General features: G+C 37.5%; 25 protein-coding genes and 4 pseudogenes. 10 read left to right on the top strand and 19 right to left on the bottom strand.

The features are described from left to right. Positions 1–51: 51 nt before the first annotated feature. Positions 52–1,233, bottom strand: coding sequence for an alanine racemase (alr, locus tag AAYR28_RS05885; protein ID WP_120207242.1), 1,182 nt, complete (start codon positions 1,231–1,233; stop codon positions 52–54). A gap of 181 nt (positions 1,234–1,414) precedes the next feature. Further along, the gene (locus AAYR28_RS05880) at positions 1,415–2,026 is read right to left on the bottom strand and encodes a GlsB/YeaQ/YmgE family stress response membrane protein (protein ID WP_081124280.1); all 612 of its coding nucleotides are present in this window, start codon (positions 2,024–2,026) and stop codon (positions 1,415–1,417) included. A 140-nt stretch (positions 2,027–2,166) separates the two neighbouring features. On the opposite strand from AAYR28_RS05880, the gene AAYR28_RS05875 reads away from it, so the two are divergent. Beyond that, positions 2,167–2,514, top strand: coding sequence for a YunG family protein (locus AAYR28_RS05875; protein ID WP_108909024.1), 348 nt, complete (start codon positions 2,167–2,169; stop codon positions 2,512–2,514). A gap of 55 nt (positions 2,515–2,569) precedes the next feature. On the opposite strand, the gene AAYR28_RS05870 is transcribed toward AAYR28_RS05875, so the two are convergent. The 6 genes from AAYR28_RS05870 to AAYR28_RS05845 all read right to left on the bottom strand — a co-directional run bounded on the left by AAYR28_RS05870 (position 2,570) and on the right by AAYR28_RS05845 (position 6,593). Continuing rightward, positions 2,570–3,028: a GyrI-like domain-containing protein gene (locus AAYR28_RS05870; protein ID WP_034284291.1), complete on the bottom strand. Its 459-nt coding sequence runs from the start codon at positions 3,026–3,028 to the stop codon at positions 2,570–2,572. Positions 3,029–3,253: 225 nt separating this feature from the next. Next, positions 3,254–3,487 (bottom strand): hypothetical protein, encoded by a 234-nt coding sequence (locus tag AAYR28_RS05865; RefSeq protein WP_041105908.1) that lies wholly within the window; start codon positions 3,485–3,487, stop codon positions 3,254–3,256. A 97-nt stretch (positions 3,488–3,584) separates the two neighbouring features. Next, the gene (locus AAYR28_RS05860) at positions 3,585–3,722 is read right to left on the bottom strand and encodes an aspartate phosphatase (RefSeq protein ID WP_120207245.1); all 138 of its coding nucleotides are present in this window, start codon (positions 3,720–3,722) and stop codon (positions 3,585–3,587) included. Next, positions 3,712–4,845, bottom strand: coding sequence for a Rap family tetratricopeptide repeat protein (locus tag AAYR28_RS05855; protein WP_046310635.1), 1,134 nt, complete (start codon positions 4,843–4,845; stop codon positions 3,712–3,714). The genes AAYR28_RS05860 and AAYR28_RS05855 overlap by 11 nt, the downstream gene beginning before the upstream one ends. Before the next feature lie 129 nt (positions 4,846–4,974). Further along, a complete protein-coding gene (locus AAYR28_RS05850; RefSeq protein WP_065214252.1) occupies positions 4,975–5,394 on the bottom strand; it encodes a GNAT family N-acetyltransferase in 420 nt (139 codons plus the stop codon). A gap of 41 nt (positions 5,395–5,435) precedes the next feature. Next, positions 5,436–6,593: a CynX/NimT family MFS transporter gene (locus AAYR28_RS05845; RefSeq protein ID WP_120207250.1), complete on the bottom strand. Its 1,158-nt coding sequence runs from the start codon at positions 6,591–6,593 to the stop codon at positions 5,436–5,438. 112 nt (positions 6,594–6,705) lie between these two features. On the opposite strand from AAYR28_RS05845, the gene AAYR28_RS05840 reads away from it, so the two are divergent. Together AAYR28_RS05840 and AAYR28_RS05835 are read left to right on the top strand one after the other, a co-directional pair. Further along, positions 6,706–7,611 carry a LysR family transcriptional regulator gene (locus AAYR28_RS05840; RefSeq protein ID WP_034284287.1) on the top strand — a complete coding sequence of 302 codons (906 nt, stop codon included), beginning with the start codon at positions 6,706–6,708 and terminating at the stop codon, positions 7,609–7,611. 16 nt (positions 7,612–7,627) lie between these two features. Beyond that, positions 7,628–8,191: a GNAT family N-acetyltransferase gene (locus AAYR28_RS05835; protein WP_120207253.1), complete on the top strand. Its 564-nt coding sequence runs from the start codon at positions 7,628–7,630 to the stop codon at positions 8,189–8,191. 4 nt (positions 8,192–8,195) lie between these two features. On the opposite strand, the pseudogene AAYR28_RS05830 reads toward AAYR28_RS05835, so the two are convergent. Next, positions 8,196–8,698: pseudogene (locus AAYR28_RS05830) on the bottom strand (DinB family protein). A gap of 177 nt (positions 8,699–8,875) precedes the next feature. Here AAYR28_RS05830 and AAYR28_RS05825 point away from each other — a divergent pair. Together AAYR28_RS05825 and AAYR28_RS05820 are read left to right on the top strand one after the other, a co-directional pair. Then, positions 8,876–9,574 carry an aspartate/glutamate racemase family protein gene (locus tag AAYR28_RS05825; RefSeq protein ID WP_120207255.1) on the top strand — a complete coding sequence of 233 codons (699 nt, stop codon included), beginning with the start codon at positions 8,876–8,878 and terminating at the stop codon, positions 9,572–9,574. A 23-nt stretch (positions 9,575–9,597) separates the two neighbouring features. Continuing rightward, positions 9,598–10,473, top strand: coding sequence for a LysR family transcriptional regulator (locus AAYR28_RS05820; protein WP_120207257.1), 876 nt, complete (start codon positions 9,598–9,600; stop codon positions 10,471–10,473). 44 nt (positions 10,474–10,517) lie between these two features. Here the strand turns inward: AAYR28_RS05820 and AAYR28_RS05815 are convergent, their stop codons facing one another. From AAYR28_RS05815 to AAYR28_RS05780, 8 genes are all read right to left on the bottom strand, one after another. Next, the gene (locus AAYR28_RS05815) at positions 10,518–11,414 is read right to left on the bottom strand and encodes a macrolide 2'-phosphotransferase (RefSeq protein WP_120207260.1); all 897 of its coding nucleotides are present in this window, start codon (positions 11,412–11,414) and stop codon (positions 10,518–10,520) included. Positions 11,415–11,839: 425 nt separating this feature from the next. Then, a complete protein-coding gene (locus tag AAYR28_RS05810) occupies positions 11,840–12,670 on the bottom strand; it encodes an SMI1/KNR4 family protein (protein ID WP_120207262.1) in 831 nt (276 codons plus the stop codon). 342 nt (positions 12,671–13,012) lie between these two features. Next, on the bottom strand, positions 13,013–13,312 hold the full coding sequence (locus tag AAYR28_RS05805) for a contact-dependent growth inhibition system immunity protein (protein WP_034284276.1): 300 nt from the start codon (positions 13,310–13,312) through the stop codon (positions 13,013–13,015). A 16-nt stretch (positions 13,313–13,328) separates the two neighbouring features. Further along, positions 13,329–14,930 carry a ribonuclease YeeF family protein gene (locus AAYR28_RS05800; protein ID WP_369877290.1) on the bottom strand — a complete coding sequence of 534 codons (1,602 nt, stop codon included), beginning with the start codon at positions 14,928–14,930 and terminating at the stop codon, positions 13,329–13,331. A gap of 490 nt (positions 14,931–15,420) precedes the next feature. Beyond that, positions 15,421–15,591 carry a hypothetical protein gene (locus AAYR28_RS05795; protein WP_183002006.1) on the bottom strand — a complete coding sequence of 57 codons (171 nt, stop codon included), beginning with the start codon at positions 15,589–15,591 and terminating at the stop codon, positions 15,421–15,423. Next, positions 15,581–16,693: a Rap family tetratricopeptide repeat protein gene (locus AAYR28_RS05790; protein ID WP_120207267.1), complete on the bottom strand. Its 1,113-nt coding sequence runs from the start codon at positions 16,691–16,693 to the stop codon at positions 15,581–15,583. Before AAYR28_RS05790 ends, AAYR28_RS05795 begins: the two co-directional genes overlap by 11 nt. Before the next feature lie 188 nt (positions 16,694–16,881). Next, entirely contained in the window at positions 16,882–17,541 is a 660-nt protein-coding gene (catA, locus tag AAYR28_RS05785) for a type A chloramphenicol O-acetyltransferase (protein WP_098676834.1), read from the bottom strand. Between the two features lie 129 nt (positions 17,542–17,670). Further along, a complete protein-coding gene (locus AAYR28_RS05780) occupies positions 17,671–18,501 on the bottom strand; it encodes a sialate O-acetylesterase (protein ID WP_120207269.1) in 831 nt (276 codons plus the stop codon). Positions 18,502–18,552: 51 nt separating this feature from the next. On the opposite strand from AAYR28_RS05780, the gene AAYR28_RS05775 reads away from it, so the two are divergent. Together AAYR28_RS05775 and AAYR28_RS05770 are read left to right on the top strand one after the other, a co-directional pair. Continuing rightward, on the top strand, positions 18,553–18,972 hold the full coding sequence (locus tag AAYR28_RS05775; protein ID WP_120207271.1) for a stress protein: 420 nt from the start codon (positions 18,553–18,555) through the stop codon (positions 18,970–18,972). 988 nt (positions 18,973–19,960) lie between these two features. Further along, positions 19,961–20,150, top strand: a pseudogene (locus AAYR28_RS05770) (hypothetical protein). Positions 20,151–20,672: 522 nt separating this feature from the next. Here the strand turns inward: AAYR28_RS05770 and hag are convergent. Further along, positions 20,673–21,626 carry a flagellin Hag gene (hag, locus tag AAYR28_RS05765; RefSeq protein WP_046310604.1) on the bottom strand — a complete coding sequence of 318 codons (954 nt, stop codon included), beginning with the start codon at positions 21,624–21,626 and terminating at the stop codon, positions 20,673–20,675. Between the two features lie 451 nt (positions 21,627–22,077). Here hag and AAYR28_RS05760 point away from each other — a divergent pair, with 451 nt between their 5' ends. The 3 genes and pseudogenes from AAYR28_RS05760 (at position 22,078) to AAYR28_RS05750 (ending at position 24,416) form a co-directional block, all read left to right on the top strand. Then, complete coding sequence (locus AAYR28_RS05760; protein ID WP_120207275.1) at positions 22,078–22,524, top strand: MarR family winged helix-turn-helix transcriptional regulator; 447 nt, start codon at positions 22,078–22,080, stop codon at positions 22,522–22,524. Positions 22,525–22,556: 32 nt separating this feature from the next. Beyond that, entirely contained in the window at positions 22,557–23,501 is a 945-nt protein-coding gene (locus AAYR28_RS05755) for an acetyl-CoA carboxylase carboxyltransferase subunit alpha (RefSeq protein ID WP_070325718.1), read from the top strand. Between the two features lie 295 nt (positions 23,502–23,796). Next, positions 23,797–24,416: pseudogene (locus AAYR28_RS05750) on the top strand (LysE family translocator). Between the two features lie 51 nt (positions 24,417–24,467). Here AAYR28_RS05750 and AAYR28_RS05745 read toward each other — a convergent pair. Continuing rightward, positions 24,468–24,648 (bottom strand): annotated as a pseudogene (locus AAYR28_RS05745) (peptidoglycan-binding domain-containing protein); the annotation flags it as partial. Between the last annotated feature and the right edge of the window lie 44 nt (positions 24,649–24,692).

Genomic DNA, 24,692 nt, shown 5'->3' with positions numbered 1-24,692 from the left:
TATCATTGTACACCAGAACAAATATCCTCAAATCGCACCTGTTATTTACCCTCACACATACATCACCGGCGTTGATATTTTAATAATCTTTCCGCCGCGACGATAAAATCTTGGGACGCGCCGGCTTAAGGTGGCGATGACTTCGTAGTTGATCGTATTGAGCATTTCGGCGATTTCATCGACAGAAATTTCTCCGCCCTTTTGACGACCATATATGACGACTTCTTCGCCTTGCTTTGCTTTCATTTCTCCTAAACTGATCATCGTCATATCCATGGTGACGCGGCCAGCAATCGGCATTCGCTTTCCACGGAAAAGCATAAATCCTCGATTGGATAATGCTCGTGAGTACCCATCTGCATAACCGATTGGTATGGTTGCTATAACTTCATCAGGTTTTGCTACATAGGTTGCCCCATAGCTGACGGTCCTTGGCTTTGTCACCATTTCCTTCACGAATGCAATCCTTGCTTTTAAACTGAGAGCGGGCTCTAGCTTAATAGCATCTAAACTCTCAATGTATTGCGAGGGATACAGTCCATAAAGTCCGATGCCTAGCCGTATCATATCTGCGCTAAATTCAGGAAATGCGATGGCAGCCGCTGTATTGTTCATATGTACAGTGGGCAAAGTAATGCCTTCTTTTTTTAAGAAACGAAGAAAATCAATAAAAATGCTGTGCTGCATTAGTGTGAAATCAGGGTCAGGCTCATCCGCAGTGGAGAAATGCGTAAATATTCCATCCCACCTCAGGTTTTCACTCTTTTCAAGCGCCTCTACCACTGCTAACAACTCTTCCTTTGTCCGCACACCTAATCGTCCCATCCCCGTATCGACATTGACATGAATCCCCAGGCGATGCTGACTTTCTTCTTCCGCTAAGATCTCATTTGCTTGAACAATCCAGTCTTCTCGTAGGCCGGAGAGATCAATTCTCCAGGCTGCAGCCCTTTTCACACAGTCGAGCGGGGTAAATCCAAGGACCAGAATCGGTGCTTCAATTTTTGCTCTCCGCAATACAATGCCTTCTTCCAAACTAGCAACTGCAAGCTCTGTCGCACCGCTTTCTAGTGCCTGCCGCGCTACCTCCACTGAACCGTGTCCATAAGCATTCGCCTTCACCACAGCCATGATCTTACTTTTCCTTGGAATATGCGCTTGAATGGCTTCGATATTTCTTTTAATCGCATCAAGATTAACCTCGATCCAGACTTCCCTGCAAAGCTTTTGCATGTATGTTTCCTCCTCATCACATGAGTCATTTCGATATCAATGTTCGTTTTCGTGTCTAGTCTATCTTTATTCATTTTTGTGAAAAACATTCAACCGCAATGACTGAACCAGCTTTGTCTTGATTGACATAAAAAAAGAAACCACCTCAAATTGTGATTTCTTCTTTATGAACAGCCATTTATTAATCCGCAGATTTCATCATTGAATCAATTTCATGATAAATCTCCTCTAGATTTTCTCGTTCAGTCAAATATTCGGCAGTGCTCTTACGAACAGGCACATCAAATGTCAGAAAGGTGAGCGTAATCGTTGATGATTCCTGATCATTCATAGTTAATCTCAATTCAAGTGTCGAGATCTCTTCATTATTATCACTCTCAACAGATTGTTCAATCGGTACACCATCTTCTAACATGTCAACTTGCTTCAACTCTTTCAAGGAAAGCTCAGTGACTTCAAACCTGAATTTTCGAGATGAGCCGCCAGGTTGATGTGTAATAAAGCGCATTGCCTTTCGCTCATCATCAATTGCAAAGCCTTTATCAACATTTTGTGAAAAGATGTGTGTTGAAGCCTGAAACCCGTCTTCTTGAAAAAGCATCATCATTTTATCTAATAATATATTTGGATCATTCTTTTCTTTTTGCCTTTGCAGCCTACCCGCTATCCATAAAATGACCATTGCACCGATGATGCTAAAAACCGTTCCCAGCCCATTACCTACATCTACGAAAATAGTAAAGCCTAAAATAGCAACAATAAAAGCGATTACAATGCCTATGATGAATATCACTCCATGCTCCTCCTGTCATGACCCTCATTGTTATTTTGGTTTAATCAAGTATAGCATCTGGATTTTGATCGAAAAAAAATCTACTATAGACTAAACAGATACTATATTCATTTCGCTTTTAAATAGAAAGGATTTTTATGATGAACCTCTACACGACAGACGAAATCATTGATGCTCTTTATAAAGCCTGGTCCTCTCAATCTAGTTCAAAATGGAGTGAAGACAACCCGGCCAATGGACAATGCGGTGTCACTTCTTTAGTCGTCCATGATCTTTTAGGCGGAAAAATAAACAAGACCGCATTACCTAGCGGATGGCACTTTTACAACGTAGTGAATGGAAAAAGAATCGACTTTACTTCTTCACAATTCTCTGAGGAAATCGTTTATATGGATGTCCCTTCAAATCGAGAAGAAGCATTTCAAGATACGAATGAGGATCAATACCGATATTTAAAGGAACGAGTCCTAAAATATTTAAACATTTAATACTCATAAAAACAGACCATATGAGGTCTGTTTTCATTGCAGTTTGATAAAGTGTTTAAAAGATAGGCAGTAAGAATTCACACACCTTATCTTCGCCTTCTTCTTCTCTATACCTTTCCATTATAGGGGCCTGACGCATGTTTAATCGATTGTTTTGGATCATTTGAGGCAATTGTCTCCAAAACAAATTCACTTTTTCGATTGTATGTGTCACCGTGAACACAGCATACTTTCCTCCTTCAAAATGACCAGTCTGAACCATTTGATCTTTTGTGAAATCTCTATTTGTCATAAGCATGAGGTCGTATCTGCATTTTTCTGATGGAATTTTTCCAGGATCATCTTGAGGAACACCATATATACCATATTCCTTTAATTCATCATTTAAATGATGTTGCTTAATCCATTTTTTCAATCTCTTCATCATCTCAAAATTCTCTTTGCTGCCATATGATCCGATATTTCTCATATACACCATTTTCATATTCGTTAACATTTCAATTTTGTAATTCATGATTTCCCTCCAATTTTTATTGGAAGACTGGCCAATCATTCCTTACAAACAACGGTAACATCCTTTAAAATAGAATGCAGTAGGATATTAAAAATAATGTAATGTATGATGAAAAATACATATGTTGGATTTACGATCTAGATCGTACATGAAGTAACTCATTTTCTCTTCATTAGATATCAAATTTTTTCAAATAAAAAAGAGCAGACTATAGCCGCTCACTTTTTATTGATTTTCCTTTGAAGATTTAGCACCGAGAAAGACGCCAATCAAATAGATGATTGTTCCAAAAAACAAACCATTTAACAAACTGATAAACAACATCTTACAAACTAGGCCAACATAATAAGACGCTGGCGTCCCTGGAAACACAGCCATATTGAACAGGCTAATCATAAAGGTTAAAGCAAAAGATATAATGAAAATCCTTCGAAATAATGTTGATTTTAACATTGTCACTTTACTTCCTCCTCAATATCTTTTCTATGGAAAAAATATTCTTTATTCATAGCATATATTCAATCTTAAAATAAAAAGCCCTTTAAGGGCTTTTTATTTAAGCAGTATAACCGATACTTGCAGTATGACCTCTCCTAGCTTCATCATGACTTGCTGTCACTTCAGATGTAAAATAACCAACAATACTGATGACACTGATCATCACAAATACTATTGATAACGTTTTAAATTTCATACTGACAGTCCCCCCGCTTCACTTGAGTTTGGAAATAAAGAATCTTTTCATAAAAATGCATCGCATTGTCTTTATCTCCCATTTCATTATAATATTTTGCAGCATCTTTTGCTAAATCTTCAAGATCAGGATACATTGACTTTATTTCTAGCGATTCCATTATTTTTTCCAACTGCTCAAAATTGTTGTCAACATATAGTGATCTTAAAAATTTGAATATCAATAACAGCACATGGTCTTTCAGCTTTTCAGATAGTTCTATGCCGTTATTTAAAGCATACTTACCTAAATCCTTTTCTTTCTTTTTGAAATAGGCTTTTGACAACATAATGAGCGGGTCTAAGATTCTATTTAAATGTTCGTATCCCTGCTCTCTAAATGCTCGAATTGAGTCATTAAAATGTATAATTGCTTGGGCTATTTCATTATGATGAAAATAACTCAACCCTAAATTATAGAGTGCTGATCCTTTTAATCGTTTTGTTGAGTTGTCGGCGGCTTTTTCTAGTGCGTGTTGAAAATGGGGTATTGCTTTTTCGGGGCAGCCCATATCTATATAGTTTAATCCGATCACAAAAGAACATTGTATTTCTCTTACTGTGTATGTCTCTTTTTCTCGATAGCATTCTATCGCCTGAGCGATATGGTGCATGGACATGTGGGTTTGTTTCATGTGGTAATAGATTTCAGCCATCTTGTAATTGAACTCGGCCCGTTCGATATCGTCACTGACAAGAGACAGCTTTTTTTCTGCCCGTTTATAGAAGGTAATCGCATTTAGGTATTCATAGTTTTCAAATTCATACATGCCGTAGAAAAAATTGAAATAATACTCGAGCAATCCTGTTAATTTCTCTTGGTCTCTTTTGATCTTCATTGCGAGTTCCTTGAAGTTGGCCCGCTCTTTCCCATTTTCTAAAGGATTCAAGTAATCAAGCATTAATTTATGTCTGAACTCCATGAGTGAGAAATACAATAATAAATCTTGATTTTCTTCCATATGATCAAGCATTGATTTGATTTCCTCTTTATATGCTTCGGCGTCCGGTACGTTAAATCTTTGAATATGATAATACCATTCATTGATTTTCAAACCGACGTGAGAAGAAAGCACTTTCTCCATCAGCCCTTACCCCTTCCTCTATTTTCCCTATAATTACATATATTATCATTTTATGTACCATTCGACACCGAAAAGAAACCGCAAAAAGGCCCAATAAAGGGCCGTGAAATTGATAAAATAAAATGACTTCTATTCATAAATAAGCACCCAGTATTCCGCCCCAGGTTCTCCTTCTTCCACAACAGCCTTCCACCCTCTTTTTTGATAAAAAGATAAAGCTTTGTGATTGTCGGAGACACATTTGAGGGTGACCGGTGTTCCTAAAACTTTTATAGCCTGTTTGAGCAGCAGATCGCCAGCCCCTTGACCAGCAGCTTCTGGATGTACAAACAAAAGGTGAATAAAACGATCTGGTACATATAGAGAAATGAATCCAAGGATTTTATTGTTCTCCTCAGCTAAGAAAATTTGCTCTTCCTGCGTATCTTGATCAAAATCTTGCAGATGGAGTTCTTCTGAATTGAGCCAGTGAAAGCTCTGGCGCCGGGATTTTAAATAGATTTGTCTTAATTGTGGATAATCGATCGTTTTTGCTTCTCGAATGAGCAATAGAATTCCCCCGTTTTTATTGAAATGTGAAGCAGCATTATTTAACTCGACACTTCTCCTGCTTTTCTACCAAGTTTCATTGATAACTGAACGCCAATCATTAACGAGACGATGACAAGCATTGCCACAATGGAAGCATAAAAATGTCCGCTTAAATCGAAAACCAAGCCAATGAAAAACGGACCGAATCCACCCACGATGTACCCGCCCATCTGCGACATCGCGGACCAGGTTCCGGCTTCCTCCGGAGTACTCGTCTCCATAATCGGGAGCATAAGCGCTAAAGGAAATAACCCCCCGGCACCCATACCTAGGAAAATGACGGCTGGCAAGATCGGCATTGGCAGAAGAAGAAAGATAAGACCAATGAGTTCAGACAGACTGCATAAGATGAGAAATAATTTCGGTTTTCCTAACCGAGTAACGACCGCTGGAACGAGTAGTGCCACCGGAATCTGAATGAGTGTAAATATGGTCAAGAGCATGGCAGCATATTGCGGACTGTTTCCAAAACTAAGAGCAATCGGTGAAATCCATGCCGTCAAAGAATAAAACATACTGGACATAAAGCCAAAGAACAAGGTGAATTGAATGGCCTTTTTGTTTCGCAGCGGCAATTTTAACGGCAACGTTACAAGATCACTCTGCTCATTTTTGCGAGCTAAACCTATCCATAGAATAAGGGCGATCACCCCTAGAATAGCCCAGCAGGACAATGCAAATGGAAGATGATGCTGACTGCGCAGATAAATCGGAATCGTGAAGCCGGAAGCGAGCGCTGCACCTATTGTCATCGAAATTGAATACACACTGACAATACCAGGATTTCTCGGGAAATATTTTTTAATAAAACTAGACAATAAAGGACCTGCGAAGCTAATCCCTACCCCTCCAGCAAACGCAGTCATGAGCAGGATAGCAACCGATTGGCTAGTACCACGCAGTGCAGTGGCAATCGTGATAAGAAGAATCGAGAAAAACAGCGTTCTCTCTAAACCAAAACGCCGGCTGAGTATCGTTGCAACGGGAGCAAATATTCCCATACAAAGGACAGGCAAAGTGGTCAAAAGGCTTGCTGTCAGTGCGTTTACTCCAAGCTCTGATTGGATCATGCTCATCATGGAAGCCACGGAAGTAATGATCGGACGTAAGTTTAAAGCGGCTAAAAATAAAGCGGCTAAATAATATATTTTTTTCATCAATACCCTTCTTTCTCTCTCATCTTGTTAAGGTTACTTTGAGTATAAATCTGCCGCATTCATTGATCAATACAATAAATCGTATTATGATGATAGGAAAAGACTATCATTTATGAAAGGTGGACATATGGATACCCGGCATATTACCTATTTTATGGCTGTATTCAACCATTTGCATTTTACAAAAGCCGCTGAGCAGCTAGGTATATCACAGCCTACACTTAGCCAGCAAATTCGACTGCTTGAAGCAGAAGTTGGGATGCCGCTCTTTGATCGAATCGGCAAAAAGGTCGTTGCTACCGAAGCTGGTTCGCTGCTTTATCAATATGGCGTGAAAATGCTTCAAGCTGAAAGAGATGCAAAAAATGCGATGAAAGAACTATTATCGGAAAAACGAGGAACCGTTCGTCTCGCAGTACTCCCTTCAGATCTTGATTTTCAGCTGGTGCCACTATTTGTAGAATTTAAAACTCTTTATCCAGAAACCAATCTAAAGGCATATTCAAATATCTTCGTTCGTGAAGAAGTCCTTTCGCATAAAGTGGATCTCGGCATCGGACTGCGAGGGCCTGCGGATAAGCGTCTCGTTCAAATTCCACTTGGAAGTGAGCCTTACGAATTATTTGTTCATTCAGAAAGTGATTTGGCCCAAAAGAGCGAAGTGTCATTAAAAGAGCTGACTCACCGTGCGTTGGTCATGTATCCGAAGGGATATCTAGGAAGGGATTTAGTAGATGACGTATGTAAAGAACAGGGTGTTGAACTGGACACCGCCATGGAGGTTGGGTCCGCGTTTTCGCTATTGCAGCTGGTTGAAGCCGGCATCGGTGCAACCATTCAGCCAAGAGGATTACTAAAGCAACATTCGATGTGGCCTAATATTGTTTCGATTCCTATTGCTGATCCAGCACCTGTCCGGCACTTGGAATTAATTTATTATGCAGATCGATTTGTCAGCAAAGCACAACAGCAGCTATCTGAATGGCTGATAGACTTTTTCAAATCAAGAACAAACTAAAAAGTGAGGTTAACACATGAAGAATGCAAACAGCATATTTACAAGAACAAACCGGGTTGTTATTCGTCAATTTGATAGACAGGATATTGAAGCATTTTATCAATATCGAGCAAATCCTTCTATTGCAAAATTTCAATCTTGGGAAAACTACACGTACGAAGATGCTGAATCATTTGTTCAACATCAAATGACACAAAAACCTAATCAACCGGGGACGTGGTTTCAATACGCTATTGCCTTATCTGAGTCCAAACAGCTGATAGGAGATTGCGCCATCCATACACTTGACAGTGAACCTAGAATCGTTGAAATAGGTTTTACCCTCGCGCCCGAATACCAAGGAATGGGCTATATTCACGAAGCTCTCAGTTCAATCTTCGAATATATTTTTATGACATTGAACAAACATAAAATCATCGCCTTTACAGATGTGCGCAACGAAAAATCCATTCGAGTGCTGGAACGTTTAGAAATGAGACGCGAAGGACATTTGCTGCAAAATTATATGTCGAAGGGACATTGGGTCGATGAATATCAATATGCCATTCTTCAATCTGAGTGGGCCGCTAAGCGTCATTAAACATTTATTTCCTATTCAAAATTCCTAAATAAGCGCTCCATGGACCCACATCGGTTCGATATCGTTCCGCCATGACCCGAACAATCTGGGACATATGTGTGAAGTCATGGACAACCCACGCAGAACTCCAAACTCCGGATGGACGCCCTTTTTCTCTAAATCAAGGCCTGAATGTGTCATGCGCTGAATGTATGCCACATTCTCCATCCGTACATGATGAAACTCAGATAGTGCTTGTTCTATCTGTCTTTCAGATTGATTCAAATGAGAGTAGCGGTCAAACGCAGGAAATGGTGTATTCTCTCCATCAGCAAGAATCACATTTAATCGAGGAATCCAATTGAATTTCTCTGCTTCAATCAAATGTTCAATGACTTCAACTGGATTCCATGTTCCCTCTCCTTCACGGCTGTGAAGCCAATCATTCGATAAACCGGACAAAAGACTTTCTAACATGTGAGGAGTTCGACTCAACATATCCAAAGCTTCATTTAAATTGAAATTCATATGGCTGCTCCTTTATCAATTTTCTTTATTCTAATGTTTTTTGAATAGATTGCAACTCATACTTCAAGACAGATAAATGCGCTTTTCATAACCTTCTATATACAAATAGAACTTTTCTATAACGATTACCATGCTTTCTTTTTTTATAATAGAAAAAAATGAAATGTGGTGATATCTATGTCTATAACGATTGGTATTATGGGCGGGATGGGTCCTTTAGCAACGATTGATCTGATGAAAAAAATCATTTCACATACACCAGCTATTAAAGATCAGGATCATTTACATGTGATTGCTGATAATTTCCCTCAAATTCCTGATAGAACCACTGCAATTTTTGGGAAAGGCGACGATCCTACAGAATATATGATTGAATCAGTAAAGAGATTAGAACGTGCCGGAGCGGACTTTATTCTTATTGCATGCAATACCGCACACTTCTTTTTAGAAAACGTACGACATTCCACTCATATCCCTATTATGAACATGCCATTAGAAACCGCAAATTACCTAAATAAACATCACTATACATCTGTGGGCTTACTATGTACTGATGGAACATTAAAAACCCAGCTCTATCAAAAGGCTTGTGCTCATCACAAGATTGACGTCATGACTCCTAGTGAAAATCTTCAGAAAAACGTGATGAATGGGATATATGCAGTGAAAGCAGGAAAATTAAGTAAAGGCGGAAGTGAATTGGCGTTAGCTGCAGAAATTCTAATCAATCAAGGAGCAGAAGCCATCATTGCCGGCTGTACAGAAATCCCCTTAGTCTTAAGGTCAACTAAAGATGTGAAAGTGATTGACCCTACTGTCATTTTGGCGAAAGAGGCTGTAAAATTAGTGTATGAGCTTGAAAAACTAAACATTTAAAGAACGTCATATAAGGGGATAACATGAATATTGAGAATATAGAAGCGTTTATTTATGTATGCCAGCTAGGCAGTATCAATAAAGCTGCGGAAGCACTGTATTTAACCCAGCCTTCTGTTTCGGCACGTATTCAATCATTAGAAAAGGAATTAGACCTGAAATTATTTGATAGACAGAGAAATAAACTATCTCTGACGGAAAAAGGTGAACAGTTTTACCCGCATGCCAAAAAGATTCTCCATTCTTATCAAGAAGCAAAGCATAGTCTCAAACAAACGATGATTCCTTATGAATTGACGATTGGATGCGCATCCTCCATTTCCAATAATCTATTGCCTAACATATTGCCCGCCCTAAAAGAAAAATACGAAAACCTGAAAGTGAAAATCGTAACAGGACATTCAAAGGATGTTGTCCAAAAAGTGATTAACAACCAAGTAGACTTTGGGATTGTGAGGACTGAAACACATCCTCAAATTGAATCGATCCCAATTTTCAGCGATCCAATCGGGCTGTTCGTCCCAACTCATCACCCGCTTGCCAGCCTTGACAACATCAATATGAAAGAGCTAGAAGAACAGCCTTTTATTTTCTTTGACTATGGATCATTTGATTGGTTGATGCTCCATCGATTATTTCAAAAAAACAACATCACACCGAACATTTCCATTGAGGTTGATCATATGGAAACTGCAAAAAATTTAGTGCTGCAAGGAATGGGACTATCATTTCTACCTCATCATTGTGTTAGAAATGAGGTAGAACAAGGAACATTAAAACAAATTTCAATAGACCCATCCATAGATTTCAACATCAATATCGAGTTCATTTATAAAAAAGGAAAATCCAAATCCGTTTTCATTGATCAACTCAAACAGTTTTTTCATGAATTAGATTAAAAAAAAGCCCTTTTCAGGGCTTTTTTTGGATTCGTTCTGATTGATTAGCTTTCGTTTGCCAACATGTATGCTGCAGTTTCATGCATATCTTTTAATCCTGATCTCTGTGCGTACTCGGCCACAGTGATCGCACTTGTCGTCAGAAGTTCTATTATATGTTCATCCATTCCTGACCAAGTTCTCCCGCCTGCTTTTTCATACGCATGGATAAGTTTTGTTAACCCTTCTTTCCCAAAGAGAAGTTGATGCGACAAAAAGTCTGCAGATACATCACCAACCCCCACTTCAGACCAATCAATCACACCCGTCACACATTGATTTTCATCAATCAGAATGTGGCCGGGATGCAAATCTCCATGCTTCACTCCCACGAAAGGCGGCCATAAAGAATCTTTAGCTAGCCATTCTTGCCAGCGCTCCCATAAACCGCTGTTAATGGTGTATTGCGATTTGACACGTTCCATTCGCTGTTTCATTGATCCTCTTAATTCATGAGCACTGAGCATCTCCACACCGATCGTTTTAAAAGGCTGTTGATCTAAGGAATGTACATTCGCTAGAACTCTTCCTAATGATTCATAATAAGCTTGCGGTACTTTCGTTTGATCAAAACTCCACACATATGATTGCTTCTCCACATCAATACTAGCCGACGGTACCCCCTCTAATTGTTTATAAGCAATCAGACTTTCTGTAAAGATAGACCACTGAGGGACCTGAAAGTGAACCTGCTTACTCATATGATCTAATGTCTTTTTTTCTTGTAAAGTATGTTTCATTGATTCAGGTCTGCGAGGCACTCTTAATATCCATTGGTCACCATGTAAATCTTCGACATGTGCGACACGGAAATCCACACCTGATTCATTTATTTTGATGGTATTCTCTGAAATTTCTAATCCGTGATGATTGGCTAACTGCTTTAATTCTAGTCTATTCATATTCATTCCTCCAATTGCTCATTTAATCATGATCAATAGGCATCAAGAATATCATCACAAAAAACCACAAACAGGCTACTTTATGTGGTCAGAGTAAACAAAGCTAGACTTATGCCTTTCTTTGTATTATAAAAACATACAAAAAAGACAGAACAATTATCTGCCTGTCTTCTAGTGAAATTGCATACTTTCCCGCTGAAGATCATTAAAAATGTGCAGACTACCCCGTTTACTCCGTTTGATGAAAACAGAGCCTTTGAACATATGAAATTACTGATTGTTCAAAGTTTGCTGGCGTAATCTTCCTGCATGCATCATCTTTAACCATCCTCCTCTTTGTCAATAAAGTTACTATACTTTATTTAAATATGACTTTCAATAAGATTACAAAAAGAAGCCCTTTTTCAGGGGCTTTTCTTCTTTTACTATGGTTTTTTCCCTGGATGAATGTCTTCTCCCAAAAAGGCGATATAAGGCTCACCACTATTTTCTAGAAACTCTGCTATTTCTTTCAGCTCTTGATTGATAAGGTCATTTCTTTGCATATCCGGGTTTAACAGAAGGATGGAGTGAATCGTTGTCGCTGCTTCATACAAAACATGTTGATCTTTTATCTGTTTGATGCATTGTTTCATACGATCGAAAAACCATTCAATCTCTTCAATCTCTTCCATCGGATAATGTGCCATTTTAAAGAGATTCTGCTGACGAAGGTCTTGTCTCTCAAAAATTTGTTCAAGCTCTTCTTTACTGATATACAAATCCGAGCATTCCTCATCAATTTCTACTACCTCGACCATGGCGTCTTCAGCTGTATATAACTGCTCAATAAATTCATCGAAAGTATCTGCAAGCTTAAAATCGACTCCCATTTCTAAATCAAAATAGTGGATAGGCGGGTGTTCCTTCGTTTTTCGATAATCCATTGCGATCCATGTATCTTCCTCTCCGCTGATGATCACAAGTCCCTCCGGCAGCTCCAATTCATCACTTAACTGGGAACTATTCATGATGCCATCATCTTTGGCGATTCCTCTTAGATGGTCAAATTGAACATGATTATCTGCCCATGAATTCAGTTGTTCCGTTGGAAAAGCATTACGAACTGTAAAGCCACCATTCCATTCTAAGATGAGCTTTTTATATGTATCAGGTAAAGCGACACCAAGTCTTCCCTCTGCTTCACGAATTTTTTCCTCATCTATCTTTTCTAACGTGAAAGGGCTCTCTTCTTCTTTCTCCCAAAATGGTTTCAAAGTGGGGACCTCCTAGTTTCTAATGAGATCAGTATATCATTGACCAACTACTCATTTACCTTTTTAAAACCTCAAATTACAAACCCGTTCAATTCCTTCATCCAATAAAGAATTTATCAGTAGATATAAAAAAGATCTGGCTGGAGTGGCCAAGTACCAGGCACTTAAAGTGCTCAATGCCAGCATCCTCAGGTTATTCCTTCTGGACAAAATATTCACGTTCGATTTGTTTATCTATATCATACGATGATCCGCATAGAAAAAAGATCCCCTTTTTCTTGATTTGATGACCAATTGACACAAAAAACCTTGAAAGGCATTAGCCGATCAAGGATCATTTTGTTACTTCATTTTCACTGCTTCTTTCATTTCCTCTACTATTTTATTAAACCACTGTATAGGATTTAATGAGATCGCCGGAAAATAGATTTCTGCATTATTTTCGATAAAGCTTTCTTTTTCTTCTATTGTTAAAGTACCATTCAAAAAATCCTGACAATCCTTTATAGTAGACAGCAGACATTCTTTAGTAGCTTCATGAATAAACTCCTCTAACGCTTCTTCTGGTGAATCGATATCCTGATGAAATGTCCCACCTAAAAAATCTTCTAACTCCTCTAAATAACTGTAACTCTCATTCATTTTATCATCCTTCTTTCTATTTAACAGGGTATCCTGTTAAAATAAAACCGCCATTCTCATCTTTTTTCAGTATAATTTTTGCATTTGTAACATTCTCAACTACTTCTGAATTTCTCGAAACACTTCTTCCAATTACCTCTCCATCACCCTTATATTTTAATGGTAATGTAGGTCTACTGTTGGGGTCGGATAACCACTTTTGTATTTTATCAACACTCTTCGGATCACCCAAAACTGAATCAGCAACTCTTTCTGCAGTCATTCTATCGTTAAAAGTAGAAGAACCCGTGATTTTAGGATTACTTTTCAGCCTTTCTAATAGTTCTTCATCTGTTTTCCCAACATGTCTCTCTATTAAGTGCCCACCTCTGGATTCATGTGTAGCTAACCCATTACCTGGAGATAAAGGATTTTTCTCACCTTTCTTGATTCCCATCTTACCATGAAACCCTTTTGCACCAAACGGTAAAAGCATCCCCAGCGCCGCATTCATACTCGCTTCCTGCTGTTCTTTCGAGATCTTGTTTCCAAACATGTCTCGGCCTGTGATCGCTTCGCTGAAGCCGTTGGTGGCGGTGAGGCCATATAAACCTTTTTGGGTTGTCTTTAGGGCGTCAAAGGATTTTTGTGATGTCTTGTAAATATCGACCGCCCTGACTGCGGCTGATGTGGCTTGGGTCGTTTTATAGACAGCTTTTCCGCCTTTGAAAATGCGGCCTGCCCAGCCAACGATAGGGATGTAGCCGGCCGCTGCCATGCCTCCTGCCGCGACACGCTGGCCTGCGGTGAGTTCCTCGCCTGTGATTGGATCAACGCCCGTTGCGGCACGTTTTGCATCGTTCACGCCAGTCAGTTCATTCACGATGTTTCCACCATAATCGAGGGCTTTTTCATACCAAGGGCGGTTGGCGAGGGCTTCTTGTTCCTTTGCGATCTTGCGGGCTTCTTCTTGTTCTTTTTTGATTTTCAGATATTCAGCAGTTTGCTTCTCAATATCGCTCTTTGCCTTGTAGATGTCGCTATTTTGATACGCTTTCTTGTCAAAATTCATAGGCGAAATCGCTTTTCCGTCATTTGTCGCATTCATCATTTCAGCGTACAATGCCATTGTAGCTTGCTGTTCCGTCTCTGACAAAGCATATTCATCTTTTAAATTTTGATCAAGCTCTCTTAGTTCTTTGACCGTCTTTTTTCGTTCATCTTCCGCATCTTCTATTTTTTCATCAAAGGTTTGGCTATCAAATACCTCTAGGGAAATGAGGTCATCAATGTCTTGAAAAATCGTTTTGAGTGCCTTTTTTTGATCCTTCACAATGCTTTTGGCATTCTTGATGCCCATATGTACTGCGTTGTCTAAAAAGTGTTCTTCTACAAAGGTATCGCCGCCAAAGCTCGTATCATCCAGTGTCCCAGAAACACCTTCATGAAAGGCTTTTTGCTTATCAATGAAGCTGATAAACATGTCTACATTTCCAGCGAGCTCTTTATAGAAACTTTTAATGTTATCTGCACCTTTCCCAGTGAAATCATCACCGAGGTTGGCAACACCTTGTAATGCCTTTTTTAAATCTATCATTTGTTCGCGGAGTTCCTGATAGTGTTTTGCCCTTGTGTCCATGGCACTTGTTAGTGCTTTTGCATTAAGTATCTTGCCCAGCAGAATTCACTCCTTCCTATTCATTGACAAGGTCAATTTTACCAACACAGGGTTTGTCATGAAATAGGATTAAAGACACAAAAACAAGACCTAGAGTACTTTCTAGTGTTTATGGTTACTTGTTTTTTAATAAGTGATATCTATCTCTTCCTAAAAACACTCAAAACAATTTTAGTAGATAAAAGTTTGTTGACAATAAAAAGAAACAGAACATTCGTTGACAGAAAAACAAAAAAAACCTGCTACGCAAGAGTTTCAAAGATGATTCCAACCTCTACCCTATCAAGGTGAATGACCTCATCCGAAGCAAACGGACGTTTTCTGAAAAAGACTGATTTAATAAGGTTCTATAATGTGCAAGTGCATTTCTGATAAAAAACTGAAAGGGTTCGTCCCCAATCTGTCCCCATTTAAAAAAAACAGACCCTCAAGGTCTGTTTAGTTTTGCCTATTAGTTTTCAAATGTTGAATTTGGATCGATCATCGTCGTGTTTCGATCGGTTTTTTGAGGAAATACAGTGATATTTCGATCAGTTGATTCTTGTGAGTAATTAAAAGAACCTAGGCAAGCAGCACCTACCAATAAAGTGGCGCTAATCAATATCTTCATTTTAATATTCATATAAACACTCCCCTTTTTGGATTTCGGTTTGAGCTTCTATGGCAGTTCTATAATAATCTGCTAGCCTCTCCGAATCATTCCTTTTTTCATAAAGATTTGCAAGGCTTAAAGCAAACTCTTCAATATAAGGATACAACTTCTTTTCCTCTAACCCTTTAAACATTTTTCGTATATTTTCAATACCTTCATCTACATAAATTGTCTTTAATGAATTGAGCAATGTTTTATAAAACAGATTGTTTTCTGCTGTTGCACTTTTTATTCCTTTAGCGATATATTCAAGTGCTTCTTTTGTTTTATCACTTTTAAACAAAGTCCAACTTAAACTAAAAAATAATCTTGGTTTAATATCTTCATTGTTTTCAGTCATCTTATCCAACCCTTTTTTATAGAAGGAAGCAGCTTTAATATAATCCTGTTGCCTGTCATACGTATTTCCAAGATTCAAATAAGTTTTAGCGATTAATCTTTGATCATTTATTTCTTCAGCAAGATCTAGTGCTTTATGTAAGTGGGGGAGCGACTTCTCATATCGTTTAAAATCATCATAATTTCCTGCGATCACAAATAGACTTTGAATTTTTCTCACCTTATAAAGATCATAACGATCATAAATCTCTAGGGCTTTTATAATATGGTGCATAGAAACATGGGTTTGTTTCATAATGTAATATGCTTCAGCAACTTTAAAATGGAATTCTGCTTGTTCAATTTCATCTACAACAAGCGCCAGCTGCCTCTCAGCAATCTTATAATATTGAATGGCTTGTACATACTCTTTCTTACTGAATTCATGCATACCTCTAAAAAAGGCATTATAGTATTGCAACATTCCAGACAGTTGATGGTTAGAATTCTCTATTTTATCGACTAGCGCGGAAATTGATTGATCGAATGAAGGTTTTATATAATCGAGCATAAGCTGATGGCGAAAACACATCAATTGATAGTAAATGAGCAGGTCTTGATCCTCTTCCATTCGCTCAATTTCTCGTTCTACCTCAGCTTTCAAAATCTCTGCATCGGGGACACTGAATTGCCGAATCATTTTATACCATTCATTTATTTTCACACCAACATGTGAAGAAAGAACTTTCTCCATTCCTTATTCCCCTTCCACTAATTTCCCTTATATTACATTTATTATCACATGTTTAAGTTTACAAGGCACCGAAAAGAAACCGCAAAAAGAACAATTGAGTAACCGCGATTTTACACATTTCTTCTAACAACAGAAAAAGCAGACTCTGCAAAGTCTGCCTTTTTCTAAATGACTACACCTTTTGAAAATTAAGTATACAATGAATCGCTTAACCACTCTTCACAATGTTCTATAAGCCACCTCAAATATTCCACATATTGACCGACGTGATAGCCATCACAAACAGCATGATGTACTTGAATCGCAACGGGTAGGATGATTTTTTCTCCTTTCATCTTAAATTGACCAAACGTAAATATTGGCAGCAAATAAGTTTCATCTGTGGATACATTAAGGTTAAAAGAAGTAAAATCAATCCAAGGTAGACTTGAAATATTGAACATGTTCTCTGGCATATTAGGTTTCGGAAATAGTTTGTTACTTTCACTATAAGTTTCAATGTCCGCTACACAGCTTTTATAAAACCGAGCAAAGTTTTCGTCATAAGGTGTCCAAATACTTGAAAATGTCTTTGTTTCTTTATTTAGAATCGTATAACTAGGATGGAGAAGATCCCAGTGACCAAGTTCATCGTTCACTAGATCCATCCGAAACTCCGGTATTTTTTGCACAGCCCTTGCTAACAAATAAATTTGCACAGGATATACTTTTAGCTTTTTTTCTTTTAATATTGAATGCAATGTCGTGATGTCTAGATCAACCACCAGACTATATGAGCATCGAGTTAACGTCATATAATGATGAAAGTGCTCTTTTCTCGGATAATTTTCATCTATTTGTTTAAACATTTTTTATCTCCTCCTGAATGTGTGATTTACTGTATTCAGGAGGAGACTTTATCTGTTTTCACCACCACAATCATCCTTTCAAGAGATATGTCATGTTTTTGTCCATTCAAAGTCTACTATGAGTTTTACCTACGATAAAGCCTTCAGCAACTCTTCGTAAGTCATCTTCCCTAACGTGAACTGTTCTAGTGCTATATATTTTTTCTCTGCTGAGGTATTCATTCTATTATGACATTCATTCACTAACTCATGTTCATTTGTTATTGGCTCATGTATATGTTCTTTTTTTCGAAATGCTTCATAATATCTTATACCAAATATTCTCTGGGACATCGCATTGATGTGAATTCCGTCCGGGTTAGGTATAAGACCTTTCGCAGTAACATAATAACAATTTTCCTGATGATGTGCATATTTTTGAAGTTCCTCATTAATCAGTGAAAATTCCACACATCCTGCGCCAAATGCCGCCTTTCCCAAGAAATCACCCAAACCTCCTATTACAAGCGGAATGTTAGGTACGGATAATTCAGTTCTTAGTTCATGAAATAATCTTAGTATTTTTTCATAGTATTCTTTGTATTTCCCATCTTGGCTGTCACTTTCTCCTTGATGCCATAATATCCCTGCCAATTCGCTACTTTCCTTTGCGAATTTAGCTTCACTTATTGCATGACGAAATAATGCTTCATCCGGCGACCACTCATCAATGGAACTGCCACCCTCTGCACAAGGAATAAGGCCAATCTTCTCTCCTTCATGATCCTTACACCAAGCCGCCGCAAAGGAAGCCCCCAGTCCTACGCCAGCTACCGGCCTATCAAAATGAATGGGTTCAGTCATCATTTGCCATCTACCATTTCGCAGCATCATGATCCTTTCATTATAAATCGGAGGAACTTCATGTTTGAAGCCGCGCCCCGCCATATTTGATTGTCCAATTAGTAAAAATGACTTCATATCTTTCTCCCCCTCGCTAATTATTTTATCAAATGTGTATTCACCTGAACGTTGAAGAAATATTTTGTATTATTTTTTACATGTTTATTATTGTTAACAGCTTGTAGCAGTGCAGCATCTACTAAAAAACAGCTCACCACAGACAACGTGATTGAAGCTTTCAAAAGTGCTGGGCTTGAAGCAGAAAAACCAACTGATCTTGAACGAAAAGAGTTTGGAAATATAAGAGAAGAAGGAAAAAGGATTCTCATTCCTTCTTTAGGTGAAAATGCTGGTGGAAGGATTTTTAAATTTGGAAATGAAACTGACCTTAACCAGGCCAAATCATATTATGATGAGTTAGGAAATGCTGGATCTATGTTCTTCTCTCACACATATTCAAAAGGGAACTTCCTGCTTCAAATGAACGGAGAAATGAAGGATTCTGAGTTTGAAAAATATAAGAAAGTGATGGATGAGGAAATAAAATAGTTTCATATTTTTTTACTGATTGCTTCTTTAATCTTTAACAAAGAAGAATTCTTTACGATGGATCGAACCGTCACCTCTATCCTGTCAAGGTAGAGGTACAGAATTCTGTCATTACCAGTGACACCTCTAATACACTTCTACCGTTACTACAGACGCTTTTTATCCTCCGGTATTCCTTCGTTTTTTAAGACTAAAAATGTTACCTCTTTATTCTTAATCTTTGTTGTTTACATTTTTTTGTTATTCATGTTTTTCATCATTAATATGCATGCATATTGTACCGTTCAAACCGTATAACAAATAACCTATTTACTTCTTTTATTTACAAATAATAACACCCATTAGAATAGGAGGAATATTTCTAACAGCTAAAACAAAATATTGTATTACTAAATTAGCCTTACATTCGTTGAAAGCCTAATTTTCTAAAATATATTCAAAAGTAGAAGTTTATTATGGAAAAACTAAGTTTTTTCGAAAGGGTTAATCTTATCAACGGTTGCAGGAATTTCTGTTTTTATATTCACACCTTTTGCAGAAGCAAATGCTACTAAAGCTCTCGAAAAAGAACAGTCCTTTTTTTTATTGATCTGTAAAAACTTCTTTTGATCAATCAAAAGAGCCTACAATAGATGAGTTTGCACAGTATTGGAATCTCAATGAAGAAGAAACAGCAAAGTTCAAAAAAGCAAAAAAAGAAGCAGAGTCCAAACCAAACGGAGAAGCTGCTCTACACGGTAAATTCACATCTTCTATAAAAGCAATAAAAGGAGCTTATGTCCAATTACCAACAAAATTGAAAGTAATGATAGGCGGTGTAACAGGGTTAGAAACCATTTTAATCACTCTCGAACACTATACAGGCGCTCTTAAAGTGACTGGAAGTGAAAATGCAGCATGGTGGGTTGCAAAAACCATCATGTTGTTCGTTTTTTAAAATGAACTAAAACACACCTAAATGGTGAAACATCAAGGAGGTGCTCGGCTAGTGACACATGAAAATAAGGCATCCAAAGGTTTGTTAATCACTTTTACCCGCCGCTATTATCGCTATTGTGTTGATTTTAGGAAAAATCGATACATCTGTTACAAAAATTTCATTTTATGTAGTCGCTTTTGGTGTAATGGGTTTAACTATTTCAAGCTTAATAAAAGACTACAAAAAAAAGAAAGATTGATTACTTGTCAGGGAGCTGCTTTATGTAGCTCTCTGTTTGTGAAAAACAGGATAATGACCAACACTGAGAAATACAAAAGCCACTCTCGAATATCTCAAGAATGGCTCTGTATTAACGTCTTTTTATATGATTCCGACTGGGCTCGAACCAGCGACCTCTACCCTGTCAAGGTGAAATCAACTGAAACTTTCTCCTTTGATGAATCCAAAGTTATCAATGATGGTTTACCAAAGGATATTTCATTAGAGATCAAAAATCATTTAGAATCATTGGCTGGAACTGATGTTGAAAAAGAGTCTGTGTTTATTACTGCTTGAATCTCCCTTGTAATTCAATCGAGATTAAGTCAGTTCGGCATGATTACCATGTCAAATATTTGGGCAGAATTGGTTAGTTGGATAGTAATATTATTTGTCGTATTCATTGGCGTTGAAGTGGCTTTTAGAACGATCTATAAAATAAGACATCGAACTGAATAAAGACAAACAAAAAAAGCCCCTTTATATAGGGGCTTTTGGTTTATTAACGTAATAATTGAAGTACGTTTTGTGGCTGTTGATTCGCTTGAGCAAGCATAGCTTGAGAAGCTTGAGAAAGAATGTTGTTCTTCGTGAACTCACTCATTTCTTTTGCCATGTCAACGTCACGGATACGAGATTCAGCAGCCGTTAAGTTTTCACCAGAAGCACCAAGGTTGTTGATTGTGTGCTCTAGACGGTTTTGAACTGCACCAAGTTTAGAACGTTGTGCAGAAACTTGCTTAATAGCTCCATCAACGATTGCTAACTGATCATCAAATCCACCATCGTCATCAGCTGCGATTGTTTCAAATTTAGAAACATCGATATCTTTAACAGATTTACCTGTCTCGACTGCACCATCTGCGTCAGTAACGCCTAAAGCAGCAGCGCTCATATCTTGAATGTTTACCTTAATTTGTTGTGTAGCATTTGCACCAATTTGGAATACTAAAGCATCACCTTCAGTTGCAGGTGTACCTGTACTTGGATCATCTGGATCTGTCGGCGGAACTTCTGGTGTGCCTGTTCCATTAAACGTACCATTTAATAATTTTTTTCCATTAAACTCAGTACGATTAGAAATACCATCGACCTCTTCAACAAGCGCTGTAATCTCATCTTTAATTGCAGCTAAGTCTTCACCTTGCTGTGTACCAGTATTTCCAGCTTGAACGACTAGTTCACGAACACGTTGAAGGATTGAGTGAGTTTCAGTCAATGCACCTTCAGCTGTTTGGATAAGAGAGATACCGTCTTGTGCGTTTTTAGATGCCATTTCTAATCCGCGGATTTGTCCACGCATTTTTTCAGAGATTGCTAGACCTGCAGCGTCATCTCCTGCACGGTTGATTTTAAGACCAGAAGAAAGTTTCTCCATGTTCTTTTGGCTCGCACCGTTGTTTGCAGACAAACGGTTCAATGTGTTAAGTGCTGCGATATTGTGGTTAATTCTCATTTCCTATTACCTCCGTGTAATTTTTTTCGAGAGCTAATCTGTAAAGTCCATTTGAATGAGAAGCTCTTCCTTAGAATTTTCGATTTCTAAGGCATGTGTTTAGTAGTAACGCAGAGCACCTTTTGGCTCTCTAACTTTACTACCGTACGTAACATCAGTTATGGCAATAATCATCATAAAATCTCCTCCTATTCATGCAAAATGATTATTCTTGTCACTTTTACGAGACTAGATACTCGCCATAACAATGAGTATTATGTTACCTACTATAGACTGAACTTCCATATATTTTAGTTTGTGGAAATTGTTAATTTCACAAATTAGACACATTTAACAAGAAGAAATATCTCGTCCATGTTGTCATATTGGCTTACGTTAAGCTTGTGAAAAAATCATATTCATGTATAATACAATTGATGTATGATACATGAATTGTAGGAGGGTGACCTTTTTGAAAAGAGAAGATGCCTTAAAACTAAGAACAGATATTAAGAAAATGATTATAATAACTGGGGTTTTTGAATCTCAAAATTTGCCCAATGGACCATTTGAAAAACCTCTACCAACTTCTCAAATGATGGCGTTAGAGGAACTAGAGGCGGAAAAATTAACTGTTTGGCAACTATCCAATAAACTTAGATTAGAGACTTCAACTGTAAGTAGATTAGTAGATAAGTTAGTAAAAAAGGGGCTTGTTTATCGTGAAGTAAATGAAAAAAATAGAAGAGAACTTTTTCTGCACCTCACAGAAAAAGGTCACATAACTGTTCATTGCTTAAGAGAGCAATCCATTACATTTTATCAAAAAATTCTCAATAATTTATCAGAATCAGAACAAAAAATAGTTATGGATGGTTTTGAATTATTTATTGATTCTATTTCTAAGCCTTTTGATTAGAGTGAGGTAATTCATAACATGTGGAGGATAAAATGAGTTTGGATTTTGAACGTCCTATTATTGAATTAAAAGAGAAATTAGATGAATTAAAGAAAATGATGAAAGAAAATAATGTAGATTTATCGTCAGAACTTCATGTATTAGAAAAACGTTTAAATAAAATGCAAGATGAAATTTATTCTAATCTTACACCTTTTCAACGAGTTCAAATTGCAAGGCTGCGTAACCGGCCCACGACATTGGACTATATACCTTTATTGTTTACAAACTTTCTCGAACTTCATGGTGATCGATTATATGGTGATGATAAAGCAATGATAGGTGGTATTGCAAAATTTAAAGGGATGCCCGTTACGGTTATTGGTCATCAAAGAGGTAGAAGTACAAAGGAAAATATAGAAAGAAATTTTGGAATGGCACATCCAGAAGGTTATAGAAAAGCGCTAAGACTTATGAAACAAGCTGATAAATTTAATCGCCCTATTATTACATTTATTGATACAATAGGCGCCTATCCAGGGAAAGGGTCTGAAGAACGTGGAATTTCTGAAGCGATAGCTCGAAATCTATTTGAAATGACTACACTTAAAGTGCCAATTGTTTGTATTGTAATTGGAGAGGCATCAAGTGGTGGAGCCCTTGGCATTAGTGTCGGTAACCATATCCATATGTTAGAGTATTCATGGTACTCGGTCATTTCGCCAGAAGGAGCAGCATCTATCCTATGGAAGGACGCTAAGTATGCTCCAGAAGCTGCTGAACATATGAAAATTTCAGCAAAAGATTTAAAACAGTTAGGAATTATTGATGAAATCATTCCTGAAATGAAAGGTGGAGCACAAAATGATATAAAATCACAGGCAAAAATGATTGAATCTGCAATCGCATCATCTCTAAAACAATTGATACTATTATCTTCGGAAGAGCTAATACAACAGCGATATGAAAAGTATAGACAAATAGAGAATTATAAATGAAAATATTTAAAGTTTTTCGGAGGATTCTCGCAAAAAGTCTATATATTTTGCAAATAACCTCTTAAACTGGACACACCTTTTGGAGCCTTTGTTTTTTTGGGATCAAACATAGTGAATAAGGATTTCAGAAAAACGTCTCCTGAAAAATAAACACCGAAATAAACCCCTGACCTTTATGGCCAAGGGTTTTACTTATTCATTAGTTCGATGTTTTTGCTAATTAAGGCACTCTCATGTTGCAATGAAAATGTTTCTGCGTTAGTATGTATTATCACTTTTGAAAGGATGTGAGGAGATGAATGACTTTGTGACTTTCCTTCTTCTTACCTTATTTGTCGTTGCTTCTCCTGGAGTTGATTTTGCGTTAATTACTAAAAGAACCATCGGAACAGGAAAATGTGATGGGATGAAGATGGCATTAGGTCTTACATCTGGCGCTCTCATTCATACACTTGCCGCAGCATTTGGACTTTCTTTAATTTTAATGAAGTCTGCCTTAGCGTTTGAAATCATTAAGTATTTAGGTGCTATTTACCTTATATATCTAGGCGTGTCTTCTTTCGTCAACAAGAAAAAAAAGACGATACATCTTTTCATGATGTTGTAGTTCCAAAACAATCTGCTTTTAAACAAGGTTTAATTTCAAATACTTTAAATCCAAAGGTTGCTATATTCTTTTTAACGTTTTTACCTCAATTCGTTACACCACAGTTCAATACTAGCCTTCAATTTGTCATTATGGGCTCTATTTATGCCCTATTATCTATACTGTGGTTTACGACGATTGTATTTCTGCTTGGATACATCAGGAAATTCCTATTATCAACAAAAGTTCAAATGACCATTGACAGAATAACAGGACTAGTTTTAGTAGGTTTTGGTGTAAAACTTTTGTTTACAAATCCAAAACATTAAATTTTGACCACAAGTAGAGTTAAATCATTTAAAACATAAAAACCCCCTATCCTACACAGGACAGGGGGTTTTACTTATTTTCAATACTTTTTGAAGAGCTGCTTTTGTCTTCGGACCATAGATACCATCAGCTCTAAGCATGCAAGAGCTGGAATCGTTTGACCGCATTTTCTATTTTTGCTCCAAAGTAGCCGTCTATCCCATTTTTTCGGCTACCTTTTGAGGTTAGAAAAATACTGTAAGGCATTACTCTAGCATAGTTTGTTCATTTTAATC

This window comes from Bacillus safensis, assembly GCF_039619585.1.
In the GTDB taxonomy this organism is placed as follows: Bacteria; Bacillota; Bacilli; order Bacillales; family Bacillaceae; genus Bacillus; species Bacillus safensis.
Note: the sequence above shows the minus strand (reverse complement) of the source record. Positions and strands in the feature narration are given on the sequence as shown.

What these genes read in the sequence shown, in the direction of transcription:
- alr (WP_120207242.1), bottom strand. Translation starts at nt 1,233, where the DNA reads ATGCAAAAGCTTTGCAGGGAAGTCTGGATCGAGGTTAATCTTGATGCG.
- AAYR28_RS05875 (WP_108909024.1), top strand. Translation starts at nt 2,167, where the DNA reads ATGAACCTCTACACGACAGACGAAATCATTGATGCTCTTTATAAAGCC.
- AAYR28_RS05870 (WP_034284291.1), bottom strand. Translation starts at nt 3,028, where the DNA reads ATGAATTACAAAATTGAAATGTTAACGAATATGAAAATGGTGTATATG.
- AAYR28_RS05860 (WP_120207245.1), bottom strand. Translation starts at nt 3,722, where the DNA reads ATGAAATTTAAAACGTTATCAATAGTATTTGTGATGATCAGTGTCATC.
- AAYR28_RS05855 (WP_046310635.1), bottom strand. Translation starts at nt 4,845, where the DNA reads ATGGAGAAAGTGCTTTCTTCTCACGTCGGTTTGAAAATCAATGAATGG.
- AAYR28_RS05845 (WP_120207250.1), bottom strand. Translation starts at nt 6,593, where the DNA reads ATGAAAAAAATATATTATTTAGCCGCTTTATTTTTAGCCGCTTTAAAC.
- AAYR28_RS05840 (WP_034284287.1), top strand. Translation starts at nt 6,706, where the DNA reads ATGAAAGGTGGACATATGGATACCCGGCATATTACCTATTTTATGGCT.
- AAYR28_RS05835 (WP_120207253.1), top strand. Translation starts at nt 7,628, where the DNA reads ATGAAGAATGCAAACAGCATATTTACAAGAACAAACCGGGTTGTTATT.
- AAYR28_RS05825 (WP_120207255.1), top strand. Translation starts at nt 8,876, where the DNA reads ATGTCTATAACGATTGGTATTATGGGCGGGATGGGTCCTTTAGCAACG.
- AAYR28_RS05820 (WP_120207257.1), top strand. Translation starts at nt 9,598, where the DNA reads ATGAATATTGAGAATATAGAAGCGTTTATTTATGTATGCCAGCTAGGC.
- AAYR28_RS05815 (WP_120207260.1), bottom strand. Translation starts at nt 11,414, where the DNA reads ATGAATAGACTAGAATTAAAGCAGTTAGCCAATCATCACGGATTAGAA.
- AAYR28_RS05805 (WP_034284276.1), bottom strand. Translation starts at nt 13,312, where the DNA reads ATGAATGAGAGTTACAGTTATTTAGAGGAGTTAGAAGATTTTTTAGGT.
- AAYR28_RS05800 (WP_369877290.1), bottom strand. Translation starts at nt 14,930, where the DNA reads ATGGACACAAGGGCAAAACACTATCAGGAACTCCGCGAACAAATGATA.
- AAYR28_RS05795 (WP_183002006.1), bottom strand. Translation starts at nt 15,591, where the DNA reads ATGAATATTAAAATGAAGATATTGATTAGCGCCACTTTATTGGTAGGT.
- AAYR28_RS05790 (WP_120207267.1), bottom strand. Translation starts at nt 16,693, where the DNA reads ATGGAGAAAGTTCTTTCTTCACATGTTGGTGTGAAAATAAATGAATGG.
- catA (WP_098676834.1), bottom strand. Translation starts at nt 17,541, where the DNA reads ATGTTTAAACAAATAGATGAAAATTATCCGAGAAAAGAGCACTTTCAT.
- AAYR28_RS05780 (WP_120207269.1), bottom strand. Translation starts at nt 18,501, where the DNA reads ATGAAGTCATTTTTACTAATTGGACAATCAAATATGGCGGGGCGCGGC.
- hag (WP_046310604.1), bottom strand. Translation starts at nt 21,626, where the DNA reads ATGAGAATTAACCACAATATCGCAGCACTTAACACATTGAACCGTTTG.
- AAYR28_RS05755 (WP_070325718.1), top strand. Translation starts at nt 22,557, where the DNA reads ATGAGTTTGGATTTTGAACGTCCTATTATTGAATTAAAAGAGAAATTA.